This window comes from Streptomyces coeruleorubidus (assembly GCF_008705135.1).
Classification (GTDB): domain Bacteria; phylum Actinomycetota; class Actinomycetes; order Streptomycetales; family Streptomycetaceae; genus Streptomyces; species Streptomyces coeruleofuscus.
Window position 1 is genome coordinate 6153943 of the sequence record NZ_CP023694.1, and the last position, 20735, is coordinate 6174677.

Below are 20735 nucleotides of genomic sequence, written 5' to 3' on the forward strand. Positions count from 1 at the left end.
AGACCCTGAAAAGGGGCCGCACGCCAAAGCCGGCCGTACGCCTAAGCCGGCCGTACGCCGAAGCTGGCCGTACGCCAGCCGCACGCCTATGCCAGCCGCACGCCGAAAACCGGCCGCACGCCGAACCCGGTCACAGGCCGGCCTGGTCACGGGCCGGGCCTGTTCGTCGCTTCGCCGCAAGAGCCAGCATGCCCAAACGCGTCGCCGGCTGCCGAAAGTTGTCCACAGGCGCGGGCATTCGTCGTACAAATCCGGCGGCAGGTGGGGTGTATGGGCATCCAACCGTCTCGGAGCCGGGACTTCCCCGGGCACAGCGGGTAACGTCGGGGCGTGCCCGCCGACCCACTGCACCGCGCCGGAAAGCCACAGCGCAGCGCGACGAGCCAGCCGCCCAGCGGCTCGGGGGCGAGCGCGATCGAGGTTCGCAGGAGCGCCCGCCGCCGTAGAACGGTCTCCGCGTACCGCGAAGGCGATCGCACCATTGTGCTCATCCCCGCCCGGATGTCCGAGGCGGAGGAACAGCGCTGGGTGAACGTCATGCTCGACAAGCTGGCCGCCCAGGAGAGCAAGCGGGCCCTTGGCGACGTCGAGCTGGCCGAGCGGGCCCGGCGCCTTTCGGACCAGTACTTCGACGGGCGGGCCCGGCCCGTTTCGGTGCGCTGGGTGACCAACCAGAACACGCGCTGGGGATCCTGCACCCCGTCCGAGGGCAGCATCCGCCTGTCGCACCGCCTCCAGGGCATGCCCGAATACGTCGTCGACTACGTCCTCGTCCACGAACTCGCCCATCTGCTCGTACCCGGACACGGCCCCCGCTTCTGGGCGCTGCTGGAGGCCTATCCGCGGACGGAGCGGGCCCGGGGCTACCTCGAAGGCGTGGCCGCGGCCGAACGGCTGCCCCATGTGCCCGGAGCGCGGAGTGAACATCCCGCGGACTGAGCGTGCAGCGGGTTGAGCGCCCCGCGGCCTGGCTGAGCGTCCGAGGCGAGCGGCCACGGTGAGCGCCGGGGTAAGTGACCGCTTTCCGCGAGAGAGCAGCAGATACGTCCGGGCATGGGTTCTGTACCGGGTCTGTACCGACTGCGTCCGCTGTCCGAGTTTGCCGTTAGCCTGGCGCGACGCAATCACGTTCTGGATGGGGGACGGTCGTTACGCATGGCCAGGGAATTCCAACGCGGCCACAAGGCCAGGATCAGTGACCTCACCGCGGGCACGGATCTGTACGTAGGCGTGCAGATCTCCGGCCCCGGGCTGAGCTTCGACATCAGCTGCTTCGGCCTCGACGCCGACGAACGGCTCTCGGACGACCGGTACTTCGTCTTCTACAACCAGCCGAAGTCCCCCGAGGAGGCCATTCAGCTCCTGGGCGCCCAGGCCGGCGACTCGGAGTCCTTCCGGGTGACGCTCGACCGGATCCCGCCGCAGATCCAGAAGCTGTCCTTCACGGCGACGATCGACGGCGCCGGGCAGATGTCGCAGATCGCCCCCGGCTACATCCGTATCGTCGCCGGCGGCGAGGAAGTGGCCCGCTATCCGTTCAGTGGCGTGGAGTTCTCCACCGAACGGGCCGTGATGCTCGGAGACTTCTACCTGAAGGACGTCTGGCGGTTCGCCGCGGTCGGACAGGGCTTCGACGGTGGTCTCGACGCGCTGCTGCAGAACTTCGGCGGCGAAGTGGCCGAGGAGGAGACGCCCGCGCCGCCCGCGCCCGCCGCGCAGCAGCCGCAGGCCGCCGCCCCGGGCTTCGCACCGCCCGCGTTCGGCGTCCCCGGCACTCCGGAACCCGCCCCGGCAGCGCCCCCGGCCCCGGCGCCCGTTCCCCAGCCCGCCGCACAGGGCTTCGCACCCCCGTCCGGCGCCACTCCGCCTCCAGCCCCGGCCCCGGCGCCCCCGGTGCACGCCGCCCCGACCATCGTCGCGCCCATGAACACCCCGCCCGGCGGCTCCCCGGTACCGCCTCCGGCCCCGGCGCCCGCGCCGTACGGCCAGCCGGGCCAGCAGCCGCCGCCGTACGGCCAGGCCCCCGGCCAGACGGCCCCGCCGCCCCCCGGTTACGGCCAGCCCCAGGCACCCCCGGCCCCCAGGCGCCTCAACACCACCAGGCCCCGCCCCCGCCCCCGGGCTACGGCCAGCCCACACCGCCCCCGGGCTACGGCCAGCCCACACCGCCCCCGGGCTACGGCCAGCAGCCGCCCTTCGGTCAGCAGACCGGGCAAGCTCCTTACGGAGCGCAAGGAGTGCCTCACGGAGCGCCCCAAGGTGCTTCCCAGGGAGCACCGCAGGGCCCCGGCGTCGCCGCCGCGCTCCAGCAGTTCAAGGAGACCCCCACCGGGCAGCGCTGGACGCAGCAGAACAAGAAGCTCGTCCGCGTCGACCTCGGCATCGGCGGGCAGCCCGTGCTGGCCAGGCAGGGCAGCATGGTGCTCTACCAGGGCAAGGTCGACTTCAGCTACAAGGGCGCGGGCTTCGCCGGCCGGATCGTGGGCAACGCGACCGGCCAGGAGATGCAGCTGATGCGCTGTACCGGCCAGGGGCAGGTGTTCCTCGCCGAGGACTCCACGATGCTGCACCCCATCGAACTCCATGGCGACGGCATCTGCGTCTCCGCGGAGAACGTCCTCGCCTTCGACGAGAGCCTCCAGTACGAGGTGCGCCGCATCGAGGGGCACGGCATCCCCGGTGGCGCGCTGTTCACGATGCAGTTCACGGGCAGCGGCACGATCGTCGTGAAGACCCACGGCACGCCGGTGGTCCTGCCGGTCACGCCCACGACGTTCGCCGACTGCAACGCCGTGGTCGCCTGGTCGGCCGCCGCCCAGGTCGTCGTCTCCAGCCAGGTGCGGATGCGCCGCAACGCCTACCCGGGTGACACCGGGGAGAGCGTCAACCTCCAGTTCCGGGCAGCGCCCGGGAACTTCATCGTCGTCCAGCCGTACGAGGTCTGAGGGAGCCCGTCATGACACAGCAGCTCGCGGGCCACGCCCCCGCACCCGTCACCGCCCGCATGGAGAACCACGGCAACCACATGCTGAAGGTCGCCATGCAGACCGGAAACGACCTCCTCGCGCGCGTGGGGTCGATGGTCGCGTACGAAGGGTTCGTCCAGTACGAGCCCAACCCGCCGGCCGTGCGCCAGATCGCGAAGGACTGGATGACCGGCGAGGGCGCGCCCCTGATGAAGTGCTCCGGCGACGGCCTGCTCTACCTCGCCGACTACGGGGCGAACGTCGTCGTCATCAACCTCAACGGCGACGGCATCTCCGTCAACGCCACCAACCTGCTCGCCTTCGACGCCCACCTCTCGTGGGGCGTCGAGCGGGTCAAGGGCTTGGCGAAGTTCGCCGGACAGGGCCTGTGGAACACCAAGATCTCCGGGCAGGGCTGGGTCGCGCTGACCTCCCGGGGCAAGCCCATCGTCGTCGACTGCGGAGGCGGCGAGGACGAGACCTACGTCGACCCCGACGCCCTGGTCGCCTGGTCCCCGAACCTCAAGGTGAAGGGCAAGCGCAGCTTCCGGGCGCAGTCGCTGATCGGCCGCGGTAGCGGCGAGGCCTACCAGATGGCCTTCTCCGGTCAGGGCATCGTCGTCGTCCAGCCCAGCGAGGACAGCACCGACCGCCTCCGGGCCCGGGGCTGAGGGGGAGCCAGAGAGCCATGCAGAGCCCGATTTTCGCCTACAACGAGCAGCAGACCCAGGACCGCTGGAGTCTGCAGAACAAGCAGATGCTGCGCGTCGCCCTGGAGGGCCACGACGACATCCTGGCCCGCAAGGGCACCATGGTCGCCTACCAGGGCCTCGTCGAGTTCGACGCCGAGTACCAGAGCAACGACCAGGCACGCTCGCGTGCGCACACCGGTGAGGGACTCGACCTGATGCGCTGCCACGGGCAGGGCACGGTCTACCTCGCCAACCTCAAGCAGCACGTCCACGTCATGGAGGTGGAGCAGGACGGTCTCACCGTCGACAGCAGCTATGTGCTGGCGATGGACTCCTCCCTGCACCACGAGGTCATCGCCGTCGACAGCCTCTACGGCATCTCCGGCTCCGGGAAGTACCAGCTCAACATCACCGGCCGGGGCAAGGTCGCCCTGATGACCTCGGGCATGCCGCTGCTGATGCAGGTGACGCCCGACAAGTACGTCAACTGCGACGCCGACGCGATCGTCGCCTGGTCGACGAGCCTGCGCGTGCAGATGCAGGCCCAGACGCACTCCTCCGGGGTGTGGCGGCGCCGCGGCAGCACCGGCGAGGGCTGGGAGCTGAGCTTCATGGGCACCGGCTTCGCGCTCGTCCAGCCCAGCGAACTGCTGCCGCCGCAAAACGCCCAGACCGGTTCGGGCCTCGCCGCGCAGTACGGCATGGGCCAGCAGGGAGCGCGCGGGCAGAACCAGGGCAACGTCTGGAACTGACCGGCCACGGACCCGGCAAGACGTAAGGGGCGACCGCCCGGGCGGTCGCCCCTTACATTGCTTCAGGCGGAGAGACACCTGCTTCAGGCCGAGAGGCACCCGCCTCAGGCCGAGAGCCTCGCGCGCGTGGCCTCCAGCAACCGCACGACCGACTCGTCGGCCACCTCCGCGACCTCGTCGTACCCGAACCAGCGCACGTCGAGCGACTCGTCGCTGACCGTGTGCGCGGCGCCCGGCGGCGCCAGGACGGCGTACTGGACGTCGAAGTGGCAGTGGCACGGCGGCGGGATCGGGTGCCGGTCCAGGCGCACCGGGCCGCCCGGCAGCAGCGAGAGCCCCGAGACGCCGGACTCCTCCGTCGCCTCCCGCAGCGCCGCGGCCGCCAGGGAGCTGTCGCCCGGCTCGCAGTGGCCGCCCATCTGGAGCCACATCCGCAGCTTTCTGTGCAGGGTCAGCAGGACCCGGCCTGCCTCGGGGTCGATCACCAGGGCGCTCGCCGTGATGTGGCCCGCAGTGCAGGCCTTCCACAGGCCGTCCGGGTGTTCGGCCAGATGGTCGAGGTAGGCCTGGCGCAGCTCCGCCTGGTCCTCGTACTCCTTGAGTACGAGGACCGCGTCGTCGTACAGGCTCACTCGGCGTCGTCGCCCTTGTTCTCGCCCTCGCCCTCGTCCTTCTTCTTCGGGTCGGGCTTCCGCAGGTCCGGCTTGTCCGCCGCCTCGCCGAGCATCTTGTCCAGCTCGGAGAAGTCGATCTGCTCGCGGTGCACAAAGCCGTCCGGGTCGTCCAGGTCGGTGGCCGTCGGCAGCATGTCCGGGTGGTGCCACAGGGCGTCCCGGCCGTCGACACCGCGCGCGTCGGTGAGCGAGGCCCACAGACGGGAGGCGTCACGCAGGCGGCGCGGGCGCAGCTCCAGACCGATCAGCGTGGCGAACGTCTGCTCGGCCGGGCCGCCCGAGGCGCGGCGGCGGCGCAGCGTCTCGCGCAGGGCGTCGGCGGACGACAGGCGGGGCTTCGCGGCGGCGTGGACCACCGCGTCGACCCAGCCCTCGACGAGCGCCAGCGCCGTCTCCAGACGCGCCAGGGCGGCCTTCTGCTCGGGCGTGTCCTCGGGCTGGAACATGCCCTGCTGGAGGGCCTCCTGGAGCTGCTCCGGGTTCTGCGGGTCGAACTGGCCGACCACGTCCTCCAGCTTGGCGGTGTCGACCTTGATCCCGCGGGCGTAGCCGTCGACCGCGCCGAACAGATGCGAGCGCAGCCACGGCACGTGCGCGAAGAGCCGCTGGTGGGCGGCCTCGCGCAGGGCGAGATACAGCCGCACCTCCTCCTGCGGGACGCTCAGGTCCTTGCCGAACGTCTCGATGTTCACCGGCAGCAGCGCGGCCTTGCCGGCCGGGCCGAGCGGTAGGCCGATGTCGGACGAGCCGACGACCTCGCCGGCGAGCACGCCGACGGCCTGCCCGATCTGCGTACCGAACATGGCGCCGCCCATCGAGCGCATCATGCCGATCAGCGGGCCGGCCATGGCCTGCATCTCCTCCGGCAGGACGTCGCCCATGGCGGTGCCGACGCGCTCGGCGACCGGGTCGACGAGCTCCTTCCAGGCGGGCAGGGTCGCCTCGACCCACTCGGCGCGGCTCCAGGCCACGGCCGAGCCGGCGCCGGACGGCAAGGACGTGGCGTCGTCGAGCCACAGGTCGGCGAGGCGCACGGCCTCCTCGACGGCCTTGCGCTCGGCGGGGCCGACGCTGGTGTCCTTGGTGCCGTCAGGGCTGCCCTGGGACACCGTCTGGCGGGCGATCTGCTTGGCCATGTCCCAGTTCACCGGGCCGCCCTCGTAGGAGAGCATCTGGCCCAGCTGCTGGAACGCGGCGCCCAGGTCGTTGGGGTTCAGGGAGCCGAACATGGCTGCGAACGGATTGTCCGCACCGGGGCCGCCGGGGCCGCCGCCAAATCCTCCGGCTCCTGGCAGGCCGCCGAAACCGAACGGATTGGCCGGTCCCTGACCACCACCGCTCTCCTGGTCCTTCTTCTTGCCCTCGTCGCCGTCGTCCGGCTCCTCCGGCGGAAGGCCGAATCCGAATGGGGTGTCACTCACGGGATTCCTCGGCTGGTAGGGCCGCCGGTTCTTTCCGGCGGCACGGCTGCCCGACAACACCACCCAGCGTAGACACCTGGGGCGGATCGGGCCTCGGTGCTTCGCCGACTGACAGCCTGCGGCAGGATGGATGCCACCTGGTACGCACGCGTCGCTCGCGCTCGTACTGAAGACAACCGCTGGAGACGCCCGGTGAGTTCCCCAGATCCGCAGGTTCGCGCAGCGCGAAACCAGTCAACCAGTTCCGCGAGCCCCGCGGCACGCGGACCCGTCGTCGCGGTCACCGGTGCCGCGTACGGCGTCGGCGCCCTGCTCACCGAGCGGCTCGCCGCGTCCGACGAGGTCAAGCAGGTCGTGGCCATCGACGAACGCCGCGGCGAGTGCGCCGCGGCGCAGTGGCACATCCTGGACGTACGGGATCCGGTCATCGCGGACAAGCTGCGGGGCGCCGACGTGGTGGTGCACCTGGCGCTGGACCTCGACCTGGAGACCGACGCCGCCGCCCGAACGGCCTACAACGTACGGGGGACACAGACCGTCCTGACGGCGGCCGCGGCGGCCGGGGTGCACCGGGTCGTGCTGTGCACCTCGGCGATGGTCTACGGGGCACTGCCGGACAACGAGCTGCCGCTCTCCGAGGACGCGGAGCTGCGGGCCACGGCGGAGGCGACGGGCGTCGGCGACCTGCTGGAGATCGAGCGGCTGGCACGGCGGGCGCCGCGGGCCCACCCGGGGCTCAACGTCACCGTGGTGCGGCCGGCGATCCTGGTGGGAGGCACGGACACCGCGCTGACCAGGTACTTCGAGTCTCCTCGGCTGCTCGTCGTCGCCGGGTCGCGGCCCGCCTGGCAGTTCTGCCACGTCGAGGACCTGTGCAGCGCGCTGGAGTACGCCGTCCTGGAGAAGGTCGACGGGGAACTGACCGTCGGGTGCGACGGGTGGCTGGAGCAGGAAGAGGTCGAGGAGCTCAGCGGCATCCGGCGGATGGAGCTGCCGTCGGCGGTCGCACTGGGCGCGGCGGCGCGGCTGCACCGCATCGGGCTCACGCCGTCCCCGGCCGGGGACCTGGCGTACACGATGTACCCCTGGGTGGTCAGCGGCAGCCGGCTGCACGACGCCGGGTGGCGGCCGCGGTACACCAACGAGGAGGTGCTGGCGGAGCTCCTGGAGGAGGTCTCCGGCCGGCACACGGTGGCCGGTCGGCGGCTGGGCCGCAAGGACGCGACGCGGCGGGCGCCGCGGGAGCGACGGTGGCGCTGCTGGGTGCGGCCGCGGTGGTGCGACGGGCCCGGAAGGCCCGGCGGCGCATCTGACGCGCCCGGCCGGAACGGCCTCTCCGCTCCCGTCGTAGGAGAGTCCAACGCCCACGCGCGCGTGCCGGTCGATAGCTCTATTCCGCGCTGTCGGTCGCGTGCGGCACGATGGTGGCATGGCAACCACGAGCGAGCACCCGGGCGAGCAGGCCGCGCAGGATCCGATCAGGCTGATCGGGATCCGCGACACGGACCTTTCCGTGGACGAGGTGTTCCGTGCGGTGGGGGACGACGCGGCCGGCGGCACGGCGCTCTTCGTGGGCACCGTACGGAACCACGACGGGGGTGCCGACGTGGCGGAGCTGGGGTATTCCTGCCACCCCAGTGCCGAGGCCGAGATGAGGCGGATCGCCGAGAAGGTCGTCGCCGAGTTCCCGGTGCGGGCGCTGGCGGCCGTGCACCGGGTGGGGGACCTCCGGGTCGGTGACCTCGCCGTGGTCGTCGCCGTCTCGTGTCCGCACCGGGGGGAGGCCTTCGAGGCCTGCCGGAAGCTGATCGACGACCTCAAGCACGAAGTGCCCATCTGGAAGCACCAGAAGTTCTCCGACGGCACCGAAGAATGGGTCGGCGCCTGCTGAATCCGGTACGCAGTCTTCCGGTTGCGTAACCGGACCCCTGGCGTGAGCGTTGTCACTGCGGATGGTTAATCTGCTGATCAGTCAGTTGCGGACGCTCAAGGGGTTGGAGGTCGGCATGGCGGCGCTCGCCTGGTTGCTGATTCCGCTTGTGGCTGCGATCGGCGCGGGCCTCTGGGGCAGTTGGGCCAACCGGACTCGCAAGGTCCGTGGCGACGGCCCGGAGCTCATCGGTTACGCCCGCTTCCGCGAGGCCATGGAGAAGCCTCGGCCGGGTAGCTGACGGCCAGGAAAGCAGCAGGTCACAGGCGTTTGAGCCCACAGGGCCGCCCCGGACGGGCGGCCCTGACGGTGCGCTGACAGGACCGTCCCGTACTGTCGAGCCATGCCACGCCGCACCGCGACGATGCTCGCCTCCACCCTGATGCTGATCGCGCTCCTGTGCGCGGGAGTGTTCATCCCCGTGCCGTATTCGGAGATGTCCCCGGGGCCGACGGTGAACACACTGGGCGATCACGGCGGCGAGCCGGTACTCCAGATCTCGGGGCGGAAGACGTATGCGACCGATGGCCATCTGAACATGACGACGGTCCGGGTCACCAGCGCCGACTACCGGATGAACCTGGTCGAGGCCGTCTACGGCTGGCTCGCGCATGACAACAAGGTGGTGCAGCACGAGACGCTCTACCCGGACGGCAAGACCGAGGAGCAGTCCACGCAGGAGAACGCCGAGGAGTTCAGTCAGTCCCAGGAGAGCGCCAAGGTCGCCGCGCTGAAGGAACTCGACGTTCCGGTGAAGTCGTGGGTCATCGTCTCGACGGTCGTCAAGGGATCACCGGCCGAGGGCGAGCTGCACGCCGGGGACGTGATCAAGGCCGTCGACGGTACGGCGGTGAAGGAGCCGGCCGACGTGGCGAAGCTCGTCACGAAGCACAAGCCGGGCCAGAACGTCCGCTTCACGATCGTGCCCGCCAAGGAGCAGACCGCAGCGGAGAAGGAGAAGCGGACGCCGACGAAGACCGAGGACATCACCATCACCACGACGACCTCGGACGACGCCGGCGAGAAGCGGGCCATCGTGGGGATCTCCGCGGGGACCGACCACACGTTCCCGTTCACCATCGACATCAAGCTGGCCGATGTCGGCGGGCCGAGCGCCGGTCTGATGTTCGCGCTCGGCATCTACGACAAGCTCACGCCCGGCAGCCTGACCGGGGGCAAGTTCGTGGCCGGTACGGGGACGATCGACGACGAGGGCAAGGTCGGTCCCATCGGCGGCATCGAGATGAAGACCGTGGGTGCGCGGGCCAAGGGCGCGCAGTACTTCCTGACGCCCGCGGACAACTGCGAGGCCGCCGCCAGGGACACCCCCGAGGGCCTCACCCTCATCAAGGTGGACACCATCGAGGACGCCCTCGGCGCTCTCAAGGACCTCCGCAGCGGCGACACCGCCGACCTGCCGAAGTGCGGCACGTAGGCCGCCGAGCCGGCACGGGCGACCGGCCCGGGCGCGCAGGCGCCCGGCCAGTCCTCTAGTCCTCGAAGGTCGCCGCCAGTGCCTCCGCCAGGCCCGGTACCAGGTCGGAGCCGGTGAGGACCTCAGTCGGGGAGTCCTTCTCGCGCAGGCGCAGGGCCGACTCGCGGGTGCCGTCCCGCAGGACCGCGACCGTCATACGGACCTCCTGGCGGTCCGGGTGGTCCGCCACCCACTTCGACAGCGCGGCCTCGTCCAGGCCCTGCGGAACCTGGGCCTCCGCGGACGGCGGCAGCATCAGGCGTTCCACAGCGAGGGCGCAGCCGGCCACCGAGTCGGGCCAGGCGATGGTGGCGAGGAACTCGTCGAGCGGCTTGCCCGTTGGAACTTCGTCCTGCTCGATCGGGGTGAGGCCGGAGCTCTCCGACTCGTCGCCCAGACCGAGCCGGTCCGCGAGCGAGGGCTGTTCGGCCCGGAGCCGGGCGGTGTCGACGAGTGCGAAGAGGCGGGCCGGCTGGTCCCAGCCGAGGCCGGAGACGTACTCGTCGATCTCGAGCACGGCCCGGGTGAGCGGGTTCGCCGCCATGGGAGTGTTGGACATGGTCACAATCCTGCCTCGTTCCCGACCGGAATCGGGAACCGAGTAAACGGTGAGTAAGTTGCATAGGTGGGGGCCCGCGATCACGGGGGCCGCTGACGGCCCGTGAAGACGCGGGTCTGACGAATCAACAGCGAACTTCGAGGTGCGCACCTTGGCTTTCCAGATGCCGGACCGCGGCGGAGGCCCTTCGGGGCCGCGGATCAGAGTGGGCCGCCCGTCCCGGCGTGTCCGGACCCTGCTCATGACACTGGGCGTCCTGGCCGCCCTCGGCATGGTCTTCACCATGTTCGCGGGCTTTTGGACGGACTGGCTCTGGTACCGGTCGGTGAACTACTCGTCGGTCTTCACCACCACCCTGTGGACCAAGATCGGGCTCTTCTTCGTCTTCGGTCTGCTCATGGCCCTCGCGGTCGGCTTCAACATCTGGCTGGCGCACCGGCTGCGGCCGCCGCTGAGTGCCATGTCCATGGAGCAGCAGAACCTCGACCGTTACCGGATGAGCATCGCGCCCTACAAGAAGTGGCTGCTGCTCGGGATCACGGCCCTGGTGGGCCTGATCGCCGGCGCCTCCGCGTCGGGCCAGTGGCGGACCTGGCTGATGTGGGTCAACGGCGTGGCCTTCGGCCAGAAGGACCCCCAGTTCAAGCTGGACGTCTCCTTCTACGCCTTCGACCTGCCCTGGTACCGGTTCCTGCTCGGATTCGGCTTCGCCGCCGCGATCCTGTCCGTGATCGCCGCCGCGCTCACGCACTACCTGTACGGCGGGCTGCGCGTCACCAGCCCCGGCGCCCGCGCCACGGCGGCGGCCACCGGGCACCTGTCGGTGCTCATCGGCATCTTCGTGGCCCTCAAGGCGGTCGCGTACTGGCTCGACCGGTACGGCCTGGCGGTCAAGTCCAGCGACTTCAGGGCGACCGACAACTGGACGGGCCTGAGGTACGTCGACGCCAACGCCTACCTGCCGGCCAAGACGATCCTGTTCTGCATCGCCGTCATCTGCGCGCTGCTGTTCTTCGCCACCATCTGGCGGCGCACCTGGCAGCTGCCCGTGATCGGCTTCGGTCTGATGGTGCTCTCCGCGATCCTCATCGGCGGCCTCTACCCGGCGATCGTGCAGAAGTTCCAGGTCCAGCCCAACGAGCAGGCCAAGGAAGCGCCGTACGTCGAGAAGAACCTCGAGGCGACGCGCAAGGCCTACGGCATCGACGGCACCAAGGTCACGGACTACTCGGGCACGAGCAAGACCGAGGACAAGACCACGCTGCGCGACGACGTCGGCTCCACGGCGAGCATCCGGATCATGGACCCGAACATCGTCTCGCCGACGTTCCAGCAGCTCCAGCAGATCAGGAACTACTACGCGTTCCCGAACAACCTGGACGTCGACCGCTACGCCAAGGACGGCAAGGAGCAGGACACCGTCATCGGCCTGCGCGAGCTGAACCTGGCGGGCATCCCGAAGAAGAACTGGATCAACAACCACTTCCGTTACACCCACGGGTTCGGAGTGGTCGCAGCCCAGGGCACCAGCGCCGACGCCCAGGGCCGGCCGAACTTCACGGAGTCCGATCTGCCCTCCGAGGGCGACCTCGGCACGTACGAGCAGCGGATCTACTACGGCGAGAAGACCGACACGTACTCGATCGTCGGCGGTCCCCAGAAGGAGATCGACTACTCCGACGACAACGGTGAGAAGACCACCAGCTACAAGGGTGACAGCGGGGTCAACCTCTCCAACCCGGTCAACCGGGCCGCGTACGCGGTGGCGTTCGGCGAGCCGCAGATCCTGTACTCCGGCGCCATCGGCGAGGGATCGCGGATCCTGTACAACCGCACGCCCAAGGAGCGCGTCGAGGCGGTCGCCCCCTGGCTGACCATCGACGGCGACGCCTACCCGGCGGTGGTGAACGGCCGTATCCAGTGGATCGTCGACGCGTACACGACGACCAACGGATACCCGTACTCCTCGCGTACGACCCTCGGTGACACGACGGCGGACTCGCTGACCGCCGCCAACACCAACCGCGCGGTGGTGGCCCAGCAGAACCAGGTCAACTACATCCGCAACTCGGTGAAGGCGACCGTCGACGCGTACACCGGCGAGGTCAAGCTCTACCAGTGGGACACCAAGGACCCGGTCCTGAAGACCTGGATGAAGGCCTTCCCGGACACGGTGCAGCCCAAGGGCGACATCTCCAAGGACCTGATGGACCACCTGCGCTACCCGCAGGACCTGTTCAAGGTCCAGCGGGAGCTGCTCACGCGCTACCACGTGAGGGACGCGACGACGTTCCTCAGCGGCAGCGAGGTCTGGCAGGTGCCGGACGACCCGACGAACCGGTCGGGCAATGCGGTGCCGCCGTACTACCTGAGCATGAAGATGCCCGACCAGAAGGCCCAGTCGTTCTCGCTGACGACGACCTTCACGCCCAACGGCCGGGACAACCTCAGCGCGTTCATGGCGGTCGACGCCGAGGCGGGCGCCAGTGACTACGGCAAGATCAGAATCCTGAAACTGCCGACGAACACGACGGTCAACGGACCCAAGCAGGTCCAGAGCCAGTTCAACTCGCAAGAAGAGATCGCCGAGTCCATCAGGCTCCTGAGAGGCGGCGACTCCGAAGTCGAGTACGGCAACCTGCTGACGGTGCCGCTCGACGGCGGACTGCTCTACGTGGAGCCGGTCTACGTACGCGGTGGTGGACTGAAGTACCCGCTGCTGCGGAAGGTGCTGGTCACCTACGGAGGCCAGACCGCCTTCGAGAACACGCTCGACGAGGCCCTCAACAAGATCTTCGGAACGGAGGGCCAGGCTCCCGAGCCACCGGACGAGGGTGACACCACGACACCACCGCCGACGTCCGACAACCCGACGGTCCAACAGGCCCTGGAGGACGCCCAGAAGGCGTTCGACGCGGGCCAGGAGGCCCTGAAGGACAACGACTGGGAGGCGTACGGCCGGGCGCAGAAGGACCTCGAGGACGCTCTGCAGCGGGCCGAGGACGCGCAGGCCCAGGCCGGCCGCGGGGGTGCCGGGGGCGGCGAGAGCAAGCCCAGCGCCAGCCCGAGCCCGAAGCCGAGCGGCAGTCCGAGCCCCAAGCCGAGCAGCTAGGGGCCTGGCCTGGTCAAATGCCCATCCCGCGCCGTGATACGGTTGTGAACACAACGGCGCGGGGTGGAGCAGCTCGGTAGCTCGCTGGGCTCATAACCCAGAGGTCGCAGGTTCAAATCCTGTCCCCGCTACTGAAATCGCGAAGTCCGAGTGACGGAGCGACCACGAAGGCCCGGATTCCACAAAGGAATCCGGGCCTTCGTGATGTGTGAACGCATGTGCTGGCCTGGGCTGCGGCCGTGCCGCTGTGGGGAGTTGGGCGATCTGTGTTTGACTTGTCTCTCTGTGGGCATGTCGACAAAACGCTGTAGTGACCTCACTGGCTGCGGTATACCAGGTGTACCCAGGTTGCAGGTGGTGCGACGATGGACGTTATGGGGGACAAGGCAACTCTGTTCGAGACAGGGCGTTTTGTGCAGCCTTCCAGCCGGGAGGACACCGACACCCCGGACGAGGCCGGGGAGATCGCCGACGAGGCGGCCGAGGAGCTGCGTCAGCGGCTCGCCGCGGAGGCCGGCGACGTCGAGGCGATGAGTGTCCTCGGGGCCATGCTGCTGCGCCGTGGTGATCTCGACGGTGCCGAACCCCATCTGCGTGCCGCCACCGCCGCGGGCGACCGGGCCGCCGCCAACAACCTCGGAGTCCTGCTCCACCAGCGCGGATACGCCGACGAGGCCGCCGGCTGGTGGCGGATCGCCGCCGTCGCCGGATCCGCGGCGGCCGCGCACGCCCTCGGGCGGCACCACCGCGAGCGCGGCGACGAGCCCGCGGCCGAATACTGGCTGCGCCAGGCCGCGGAACAGGGGCACACCCTGGGTGCGTACGCCCTCGCCGACCTGCTGGAGCACCGCGGCGACGCCGGGGCCGAGAAGTGGATGCGGGTCGCGGCCGAGCGTGGGCACCGGGAGGCGGCGTACCGCCTGGCCCGGGCGCTGGACCGGAAGGCGGCGCGGGAGGCCGACGGTGACAACGGTGTCCAGGTGCTGGACGAGGTGGAGCAGTGGTACCGGCAGGCCGCCGCTCGCGGCCACCGGCGGGCCGCGCTGCACCTCGGGACGATCCTGGAGAAGCGCGGCGAGCTCAAGGAGGCCGGACGCTGGTACCTGACGTCCGCCAAGGACGGCGAGGTGCGGGCCGCCTGCGCGCTCGGGTTCCTGCTGCGCGACGCGGGCGACACCGAGAACGCCGCCGTGTGGTGGCTGCGGGCCGCCCAGGACGGCGACGGGAACGCGGCGAACGCGCTGGGCGCACTGCACGCCGAGCGGGGCGAGACCCAGACCGCCGAGCGCTGGTACCGGGCCGCGATGGACGCGGGCGACGTGAACGGCGCCTACAACCTCGGCCTGCTCTGCGCCGAACAGGGGCGCACCGCGCCGGCCGAGCAGTGGTACCGGCGCGCGGCCTACGCCGGGCACCGGGAGGCCGCGAACGCGCTGGCGATCCTGCTGCTGCGGGCCGGGGACGAGAAGGGCGCTGAGCCGTGGTTCTCCAAGGCCGCTGAGGCGGGGAGCGTGGACGCCGCCTTCAACCTGGGCATCCTGCACGCCGGCCGGGGCGAGGAGCAGGCCGCGCTGCGCTGGTACGAGCGGGCCGCGGCCGCCGGGCACACGGAAGCGGCGCTCCAGGTCGGCATGGCCCGGCTGCGGGACGGCGACGAGCAGGAGGCCGAGCGGCATCTGCGCTGTGCGGCAGGAGGCGGGAGCGCCGAGGCCGCGTACCGGCTGGCGACCGTGCTCGACGCGCGCCGGCCGCCGGAGCCCGCGCACGAGCTGGGGGAGCCGGTGCACCGGCGGAGCGAGTGCGAGGAGTGGTACGAGAGAGCGGCCTCGCAGGGGCACCGGCGGGCACAGGTGCGGGTGGGCATGCTCGCGGCGGCCCGGGGGGACGTCACCGAGGCGGCTCGGTGGTACCGGGAGGCGGCCGAGGCCGGGTCCCGCAACGGCGCGTTCAATCTCGGGCTGCTGCTGGCCCGGGAGGGGAGTGAGCCCGAGGCGGCGGTGTGGTGGACGCGGGCGGCTGACGCCGGGCACGGTCGGGCGGCGTTGCGGCTGGCCCTGGTCTACGCGCGTCGGGGTGAGCTGGCGGAGGGGCAGCGGTGGGCCGACCGGGCGGCGGCGTTGGGGCCGGCGTCCGTGGCGGAGCGGGCGGCCCGGCTGCGGGATGCGCTCAGGCAGGAGCTGTCTGCCTGATGCCGGGGTTCGTGGCTGTGGGCTGCATGGTGCTCGGCGTTGGTGCTGGGGCGCGGGTGGGTCCGCAGCCCGGCGGAGCGGGGTGCCGCTTCGGTGGGACGGGCGCCGCCCCCCAGCGGCACGACAGCCTGCAGCTGAGCGGCACGAGCGCCCGCAGCTGGGTAAGCGATTTGCATCCGTCCTCCGCGTTGACGTAACGTTGCATTCACCGACGCGGGGTGGAGCAGCTCGGTAGCTCGCTGGGCTCATAACCCAGAGGTCGCAGGTTCAAATCCTGTCCCCGCTACTGAAGGCCGAGGGCCGGAATCCGGAAGGGTTCCGGCCCTCGGTGTGTCTACCGGCGGTGCCCCACCGCCTCCTCGTAGAGGGAGCGGGTCACCGTCTGGGACTCGGGGAGCGAATCGCCCTCCGCCACGCCCTGAGCGCGGTAGGCGGACTGGAGGCGGCCCGTCGTGCCGGTGCGGATTTCCCAGTCCATGCGGAGCGACGGTGTCGAGCGCAGGATCGTCTCGTCCGTCTTCAGGAGCTTCGCCAGATATGTGACGAAGCTCTCGTTCTTCTTGTAGTCGGCCGCGAAGTAGGTGTTCACCGTGCGGATGTACGCCCGCAGCAGTGCCACTCCCGCGTCCACGTCGTCGTCCAGCAGGCTCGGGCCGTAGAGCATGCCGCCCAGGGGCTCGCCGGGCGGCTGGCCGCCCAGGAAGGCGTAGCCGGGTTCGCCGTCGACCCGGCGCCACACGGGGTCGAGCAGCCACGCCGAGTCGACGCCGCCGTTCTCCAGGGCCGTGAGGACGTCGGCGGAGCCCAGTTGCTGGTAGCGGATCCGGTCGAGGCCGCCGCCGTGCTGCTCCAGGGCCTGTTCCATGGGATAGGCGATCACGGAGCCCTTGCCGATCATCGTGCCGAGTTTCCGGCCGGCCATCCGGACGGCGGCCGCCGTCTCGCCGTCCTTCAGCCGGACCCACAGGCCGCTCTTGGACTTCGGGTCGGGCGAGAAGTTCCCCGCGACCCAGCGGATGGCGAAACCGCCGCGAATGCCGTTCATGACGGCTGCCTCCGGGGCCGCCCACAGCGCGTCGACCTCGCCCTTGGCCAGCAGCGGGAGTGCCTCGGGCGTCGGCAGCACCTTCAGCGTGACGTCCAGGCCCTCCTTGGCGAACTCGCCCTTGTCGAGGGCGACGCGCAGGGGCGCCACGTACTCGGCGCCGAGGGTGCCCGTCGCGATGGTCAGCTCGCGGGGCTCGGCGAGCCGCCGGGCGGGCGGGGAGCCCGGGCGGCAGCGGGCCGGGGTGCGGTAAGTGTGCGGGCAGCGCGAAGCCCCGGCGCTCATTGGTGCCGGGGCTTCGCGTGAGAAGGCGGGGGAGGCTAGGCGGCCGCGCAGTTCGGGCAGACGCCGCGGTACGTCACCTCGACGTCCGAGACCCTGAAGCCGAAGCGCTCCGAGTCGGGGAGGTCCGCCAGCGGGTTGCCCACCGGGTGCACGTCGCGGATCGCGCCGCATTGGGCGCAGACCAGGTGGTGGTGCGGCTGGTGGGCGTTCGGGTCGTACCGCTTGGCGCGCTGGTCGGTGGAGACCTCGAGTACCTCGCCGAGCGACACGAGTTCGCCGAGCGTGTTGTACACGGTCGCCCGGGAGATCTCGGGCAGCTTGGCGACGGCCCGGGCGTGGACCTCGTCGGCCGTCAGGTGGACGTGTTCGCCGTCGAGGACCTCGGCCACGACGCGCCGCTGCGCGGTCATACGCCATCCGCGTCCGCGCAGCCGTTCCAGAAGGTCGCTCATGGTCGCCAGCCTAACAGCAAAAGGGACCAGGTCGCGAACAGGTGTGAAGTTAGAGTCCTGCTTGCTTTAGACAATGTCTATTGTAGGATCGAGACCGGCTTTGGCCGAGGGACAGGAACGGTCAGGAATGGCAAAGGAGGCACACGTGACGCAGGGACCGCTTACGACGGAGGCCGGGGCTCCGGTCGCCGACAACCAGAACAGCGAGACCGCGGGTGCGGGCGGCCCGGTGCTCGTCCAGGACCAGCTCCTGCTGGAGAAGCTCGCCCACTTCAACCGCGAGCGCATCCCGGAGCGGGTCGTGCACGCCCGCGGCGCCGGCGCCTACGGCACCTTCACGGTGACCGCGGACGTCACCCCGTACACCCGTGCCGCGTTCCTCTCCGAGGTCGGCAAGGAGACCGAGGTCTTCCTGCGCTTCTCGACCGTGGCCGGCAACCTGGGGGCGGCGGACGCCGTCCGCGATCCGCGCGGCTTCGCGCTGAAGTTCTACACCGGGGAGGGCAACTACGACCTCGTCGGCAACAACACCCCGGTGTTCTTCATCAAGGACGCCATCAAGTTCCCGGACTTCATCCACACCCAGAAGCGCGACCCGTACACCGGCTCCACGGAGGCGGACAACGTCTGGGACTTCTGGAGCCTGTCGCCCGAGTCCACGCACCAGGTGACCTGGCTGTTCGGCGACCGCGGCATCCCCGCCTCGTACCGCCACATGGACGGCTTCGGCTCGCACACCTTCCAGTGGCAGAACGAGGCCGGCGAGGTCTTCTGGGTCAAGTACCACTTCAAGACCGACCAGGGGATCAGGAACCTCACCCAGGCCGAGGCCAACAGGCTGGCCGGTGAGGACCCGGACAGCCACCAGCGTGATCTGCGCGAGGCCATCGAGCGCGGTGAGTTCCCGTCCTGGACCGTGCAGGTGCAGATCATGCCGGAGGCGGACGCGGCGACGTACCGCTTCAACCCGTTCGACCTGACCAAGGTCTGGCCGCACGCCGACTACCCGCCGATCGAGATCGGCAAGCTGGAGCTCAACCGCAACCCGGAGAACATCTTCGCCGAGGTCGAGCAGTCGGTCTTCAGCCCCGCGCACTTCGTGCCGGGCATCGGCCCGTCCCCGGACAAGATGCTCCAGGGCCGCCTCTTCGCGTACGGCGACGCCCACCGCTACCGCGTCGGCATCAACGCCGACCACCTGCCGGTGAACCGACCGCACGCCACCGTGGCGCGCACCAACTCCCGTGACGGTCACCTCTACGACGGCCGCCACAAGGGCGCGAAGAACTACGAGCCGAACAGCTTCGGCGGCCCGTTCCAGACGGACCGTCCGCTGTGGTCCGCCACGGCCGTGAGCGGCGTGACGGGCAACCACCCGGCCCCGGTCCACGCCGAGGACGACGACTTCGTGCAGGCGGGCAACCTCTACCGGCTGATGGGCGAGGACGAGAAGGAGCGGCTGATCGCCAACCTGGCGGGCTTCATCGCCAAGGTCTCGCGGGACGACATCGTCGAGCGGGCGATCGACAACTTCCGTCGGGCCGACGGAGACTACGGCAAGCGGCTGGAGGCCGCGGTCCAGGCCCTGCGCGGCTGAACTCCAGCACTGGACCGCTTGCGGTAGGGACGGCCCGGGCCCCTTCGGGGGACCGGGCCGTTCGCGCTGTCAGGCGGGCACCTGCTGACGCGCCGGTGCCCAGCAGCGGATGATGTCGCGGACCGAGACGACGCCGGCGGGCTCGTCGTCCTCGAGGACGATGAGGTGACGGAAGCCGCCGTGGGCCATGGCCGCGGCCGCCTCCTCCAGGGTCCAGACCGGGGTGGCGAACACGACGTCGGTGGTGGTGTGGGCGTGGGCGCGTTCCGTGTCGGGGTCCTGGCCCTGGCCCACGGAGATGAGGATGTCGCGTTCGGTGAGGATGCCGATGCCGCCGGCGTCGGGGTCGTGGACGATGGCCGCGCCGACCTTGCGGGCGGCCATCAGCGCGGCGGCCTGGCGGAGGGTGTGGGTCGGGCCGATGGTCAGGACGACAGTGCTCATGGCGTCACGGACGAGCATGGATGGAGCCACCTCCTGGGAGTGTCCCCGCCGTTTGTTCATCTTTTCACAAGTTCACAAGCGGGCGGACTCTCAGAGTGGCAGGCAAAGGCGGGGGCAACAAGGGGGCGCTCGGTAACAGCGGGTGCGCGTTCAGTAGCGCTGATTGAGATACCCCAGCAACTCGTCGTGCAGCAGGCCGTTCGACGCCGCCGCGTTGCCGCTGTGCGGGCCCGGGCGGGAGTCGAGTCCGGTGAAGGTGCCTCCGGCCTCGGTGACGATGATCGCGTTGGCGGCCATGTCCCAGAGCGACAGCTCCGGCTCGGCGCACATGTCGACGGCGCCCTCGGCGACCAGCATGTACGGCCAGAAGTCGCCGTACGCGCGCGTGCGCCACACCTCGCGGGTGAGGTCCAGGAAGCCGTCCAGGCGGCCCTGCTCCTCCCAGCCGCTGAGCGAGGAGTACGCGAAGGAGGCGTCGGCGAGTTTTCCGACGCGGGAGACCTGGAGGCGGGTCGCCTTCGTGAGGCTGCGGCCGGAGAACGCGCCGTAGCCCTTCGCGGCCCACCAGCGGCGGCCGAGGGCGGGGGCGGAGACGACGCCGACGACGGGCTGGAAGCCGCCCTCGCCGGCTTCCATCAGGGAGATGAGGGTGGCCCAGACGGGGACGCCGCGTACGTAGTTCTTGGTGCCGTCGATGGGGTCGATGACCCAGCGGCGGGGACCGGTGCCCTCGACGCCGTACTCCTCGCCGAGGATCGCGTCCCTGGGGCGGGCGCGGGCGAGTTGGCCGCGGATGAGTTCTTCGGCGGCCTTGTCCGCTTCGCTCACCGGGGTCATGTCCGGTTTGGTCTCGACCTTGAGATCGAGTGCCTTGAACCGGTCCGTCGTCGCGGCGTCGGCGGCGTCGGCGAGGACGTGGGCGAGACGCAGGTCGTCGAGGTAGTCGGGCATACAACGAACCTATCTGCCGAGGTGGGGGTGGGGCTACCGGGGGTTTGCGGGCGGGGGTGGGGTGTTGTGGGGGCTCGGCGGGTGCGGGGTGCCGCGGCGGCGGTGCCGGGGGCGGGGGGCGGGCGACCCGGCTCAACCGCCGGAGGCACCCGCGCAGGTCGGCTCAAAGGCGCCCCCCCGTGTGCGCCCGCG

Annotated in this window: 16 protein-coding genes, 2 tRNA genes and 2 pseudogenes; 13 read left to right on the forward strand and 7 right to left on the reverse strand. The window is 70.5% G+C overall.

Going from position 1 to position 20735, the window contains the following annotated elements:
• Nucleotides 1–330 precede the first annotated feature (330 nt).
• The 4 genes and pseudogenes from CP976_RS28540 to CP976_RS28555 all read left to right on the forward strand — a co-directional run bounded on the left by CP976_RS28540 (nt 331) and on the right by CP976_RS28555 (nt 4410).
• Nucleotides 331–939 (forward strand): M48 metallopeptidase family protein, encoded by a 609-nt coding sequence (locus tag CP976_RS28540; protein ID WP_150482916.1) that lies wholly within the window; start codon nt 331–333, stop codon nt 937–939.
• A gap of 216 nt (nt 940–1155) precedes the next feature.
• Nucleotides 1156–2945 (forward strand): annotated as a pseudogene (locus CP976_RS28545) (TerD family protein).
• Nucleotides 2946–2956: 11 nt separating this feature from the next.
• The gene (locus tag CP976_RS28550; protein ID WP_150482917.1) at nt 2957–3637 is read left to right on the forward strand and encodes an AIM24 family protein; all 681 of its coding nucleotides are present in this window, start codon (nt 2957–2959) and stop codon (nt 3635–3637) included.
• A gap of 17 nt (nt 3638–3654) precedes the next feature.
• A complete protein-coding gene (locus CP976_RS28555; protein ID WP_150482918.1) occupies nt 3655–4410 on the forward strand; it encodes an AIM24 family protein in 756 nt (251 codons plus the stop codon).
• Between the two features lie 104 nt (nt 4411–4514).
• Here CP976_RS28555 and CP976_RS28560 read toward each other — a convergent pair whose 3' ends face one another.
• The gene (locus tag CP976_RS28560; RefSeq protein ID WP_150482919.1) at nt 4515–5042 is read right to left on the reverse strand and encodes an NUDIX hydrolase; all 528 of its coding nucleotides are present in this window, start codon (nt 5040–5042) and stop codon (nt 4515–4517) included.
• The gene (locus CP976_RS28565; protein ID WP_150482920.1) at nt 5039–6505 is read right to left on the reverse strand and encodes a zinc-dependent metalloprotease; all 1467 of its coding nucleotides are present in this window, start codon (nt 6503–6505) and stop codon (nt 5039–5041) included. Before CP976_RS28565 ends, CP976_RS28560 begins: the two co-directional genes overlap by 4 nt.
• Before the next feature lie 192 nt (nt 6506–6697).
• Between CP976_RS28565 and CP976_RS28570 the strand changes: the two are divergent.
• The 4 genes and pseudogenes from CP976_RS28570 (at nt 6698) to CP976_RS28585 (ending at nt 9870) form a co-directional block, all read left to right on the forward strand.
• A pseudogene (locus tag CP976_RS28570) lies at nt 6698–7818 on the forward strand (SDR family oxidoreductase).
• A gap of 116 nt (nt 7819–7934) precedes the next feature.
• Nucleotides 7935–8396: a molybdenum cofactor biosynthesis protein MoaE gene (locus CP976_RS28575; protein ID WP_150482921.1), complete on the forward strand. Its 462-nt coding sequence runs from the start codon at nt 7935–7937 to the stop codon at nt 8394–8396.
• Nucleotides 8397–8457: 61 nt separating this feature from the next.
• Nucleotides 8458–8676, forward strand: a complete 219-nt coding sequence (locus CP976_RS28580; RefSeq protein ID WP_010047638.1) for a hypothetical protein — start codon at nt 8458–8460, stop codon at nt 8674–8676.
• 102 nt (nt 8677–8778) lie between these two features.
• A complete protein-coding gene (locus CP976_RS28585) occupies nt 8779–9870 on the forward strand; it encodes a YlbL family protein (RefSeq protein ID WP_150482922.1) in 1092 nt (363 codons plus the stop codon).
• Nucleotides 9871–9925: 55 nt separating this feature from the next.
• Here the strand turns inward: CP976_RS28585 and CP976_RS28590 are convergent, their stop codons facing one another.
• The gene (locus CP976_RS28590) at nt 9926–10468 is read right to left on the reverse strand and encodes a PPA1309 family protein (RefSeq protein ID WP_150482923.1); all 543 of its coding nucleotides are present in this window, start codon (nt 10466–10468) and stop codon (nt 9926–9928) included.
• Nucleotides 10469–10631: 163 nt separating this feature from the next.
• Between CP976_RS28590 and CP976_RS28595 the strand changes: the two genes are divergently transcribed.
• From CP976_RS28595 to CP976_RS28610, 4 genes are all read left to right on the forward strand, one after another.
• A complete protein-coding gene (locus tag CP976_RS28595; RefSeq protein ID WP_229875633.1) occupies nt 10632–13580 on the forward strand; it encodes a UPF0182 family membrane protein in 2949 nt (982 codons plus the stop codon).
• A gap of 57 nt (nt 13581–13637) precedes the next feature.
• Nucleotides 13638–13711 (forward strand) — tRNA-Met (locus tag CP976_RS28600).
• 234 nt (nt 13712–13945) lie between these two features.
• Complete coding sequence (locus tag CP976_RS28605) at nt 13946–15769, forward strand: tetratricopeptide repeat protein (protein WP_190146893.1); 1824 nt, start codon at nt 13946–13948, stop codon at nt 15767–15769.
• A 212-nt stretch (nt 15770–15981) separates the two neighbouring features.
• Nucleotides 15982–16055, forward strand: a tRNA-Met gene (locus CP976_RS28610).
• Between the two features lie 48 nt (nt 16056–16103).
• On the opposite strand, the gene CP976_RS28615 is transcribed toward CP976_RS28610, so the two are convergent.
• Nucleotides 16104–17099: an ABC transporter substrate-binding protein gene (locus CP976_RS28615; RefSeq protein ID WP_229875574.1), complete on the reverse strand. Its 996-nt coding sequence runs from the start codon at nt 17097–17099 to the stop codon at nt 16104–16106.
• A gap of 35 nt (nt 17100–17134) precedes the next feature.
• Nucleotides 17135–17551, reverse strand: a complete 417-nt coding sequence (locus CP976_RS28620; protein ID WP_150482925.1) for a Fur family transcriptional regulator — start codon at nt 17549–17551, stop codon at nt 17135–17137.
• A 145-nt stretch (nt 17552–17696) separates the two neighbouring features.
• On the opposite strand from CP976_RS28620, the gene CP976_RS28625 reads away from it, so the two are divergent.
• Nucleotides 17697–19148, forward strand: a complete 1452-nt coding sequence (locus tag CP976_RS28625) for a catalase (RefSeq protein WP_150482926.1) — start codon at nt 17697–17699, stop codon at nt 19146–19148.
• Nucleotides 19149–19217: 69 nt separating this feature from the next.
• Here the strand turns inward: CP976_RS28625 and CP976_RS28630 are convergent, their stop codons facing one another.
• A complete protein-coding gene (locus tag CP976_RS28630; protein ID WP_086853364.1) occupies nt 19218–19610 on the reverse strand; it encodes a CBS domain-containing protein in 393 nt (130 codons plus the stop codon).
• 132 nt (nt 19611–19742) lie between these two features.
• Nucleotides 19743–20543 carry a histidinol-phosphatase gene (hisN, locus tag CP976_RS28635; RefSeq protein WP_150482927.1) on the reverse strand — a complete coding sequence of 267 codons (801 nt, stop codon included), beginning with the start codon at nt 20541–20543 and terminating at the stop codon, nt 19743–19745.
• Nucleotides 20544–20735: the final 192 nt, after the last annotated feature.

Bases quoted from the DNA above. Each gene is read 5' to 3' on its own strand.
- CP976_RS28550 (WP_150482917.1), top strand. From the start codon at position 2,957: ATGACACAGCAGCTCGCGGGCCACGCCCCCGCACCCGTCACCGCCCGC.
- CP976_RS28555 (WP_150482918.1), top strand. From the start codon at position 3,655: ATGCAGAGCCCGATTTTCGCCTACAACGAGCAGCAGACCCAGGACCGC.
- CP976_RS28575 (WP_150482921.1), top strand. From the start codon at position 7,935: ATGGCAACCACGAGCGAGCACCCGGGCGAGCAGGCCGCGCAGGATCCG.
- CP976_RS28580 (WP_010047638.1), top strand. From the start codon at position 8,458: ATGGTTAATCTGCTGATCAGTCAGTTGCGGACGCTCAAGGGGTTGGAG.
- CP976_RS28585 (WP_150482922.1), top strand. From the start codon at position 8,779: ATGCCACGCCGCACCGCGACGATGCTCGCCTCCACCCTGATGCTGATC.
- CP976_RS28590 (WP_150482923.1), bottom strand. From the start codon at position 10,468: ATGTCCAACACTCCCATGGCGGCGAACCCGCTCACCCGGGCCGTGCTC.
- CP976_RS28595 (WP_229875633.1), top strand. From the start codon at position 10,632: ATGCCGGACCGCGGCGGAGGCCCTTCGGGGCCGCGGATCAGAGTGGGC.
- CP976_RS28605 (WP_190146893.1), top strand. From the start codon at position 13,946: ATGGACGTTATGGGGGACAAGGCAACTCTGTTCGAGACAGGGCGTTTT.
- CP976_RS28615 (WP_229875574.1), bottom strand. From the start codon at position 17,099: ATGAGCGCCGGGGCTTCGCGCTGCCCGCACACTTACCGCACCCCGGCC.
- CP976_RS28620 (WP_150482925.1), bottom strand. From the start codon at position 17,551: ATGAGCGACCTTCTGGAACGGCTGCGCGGACGCGGATGGCGTATGACC.
- CP976_RS28630 (WP_086853364.1), bottom strand. From the start codon at position 19,610: ATGCTCGTCCGTGACGCCATGAGCACTGTCGTCCTGACCATCGGCCCG.
- hisN (WP_150482927.1), bottom strand. From the start codon at position 20,543: ATGCCCGACTACCTCGACGACCTGCGTCTCGCCCACGTCCTCGCCGAC.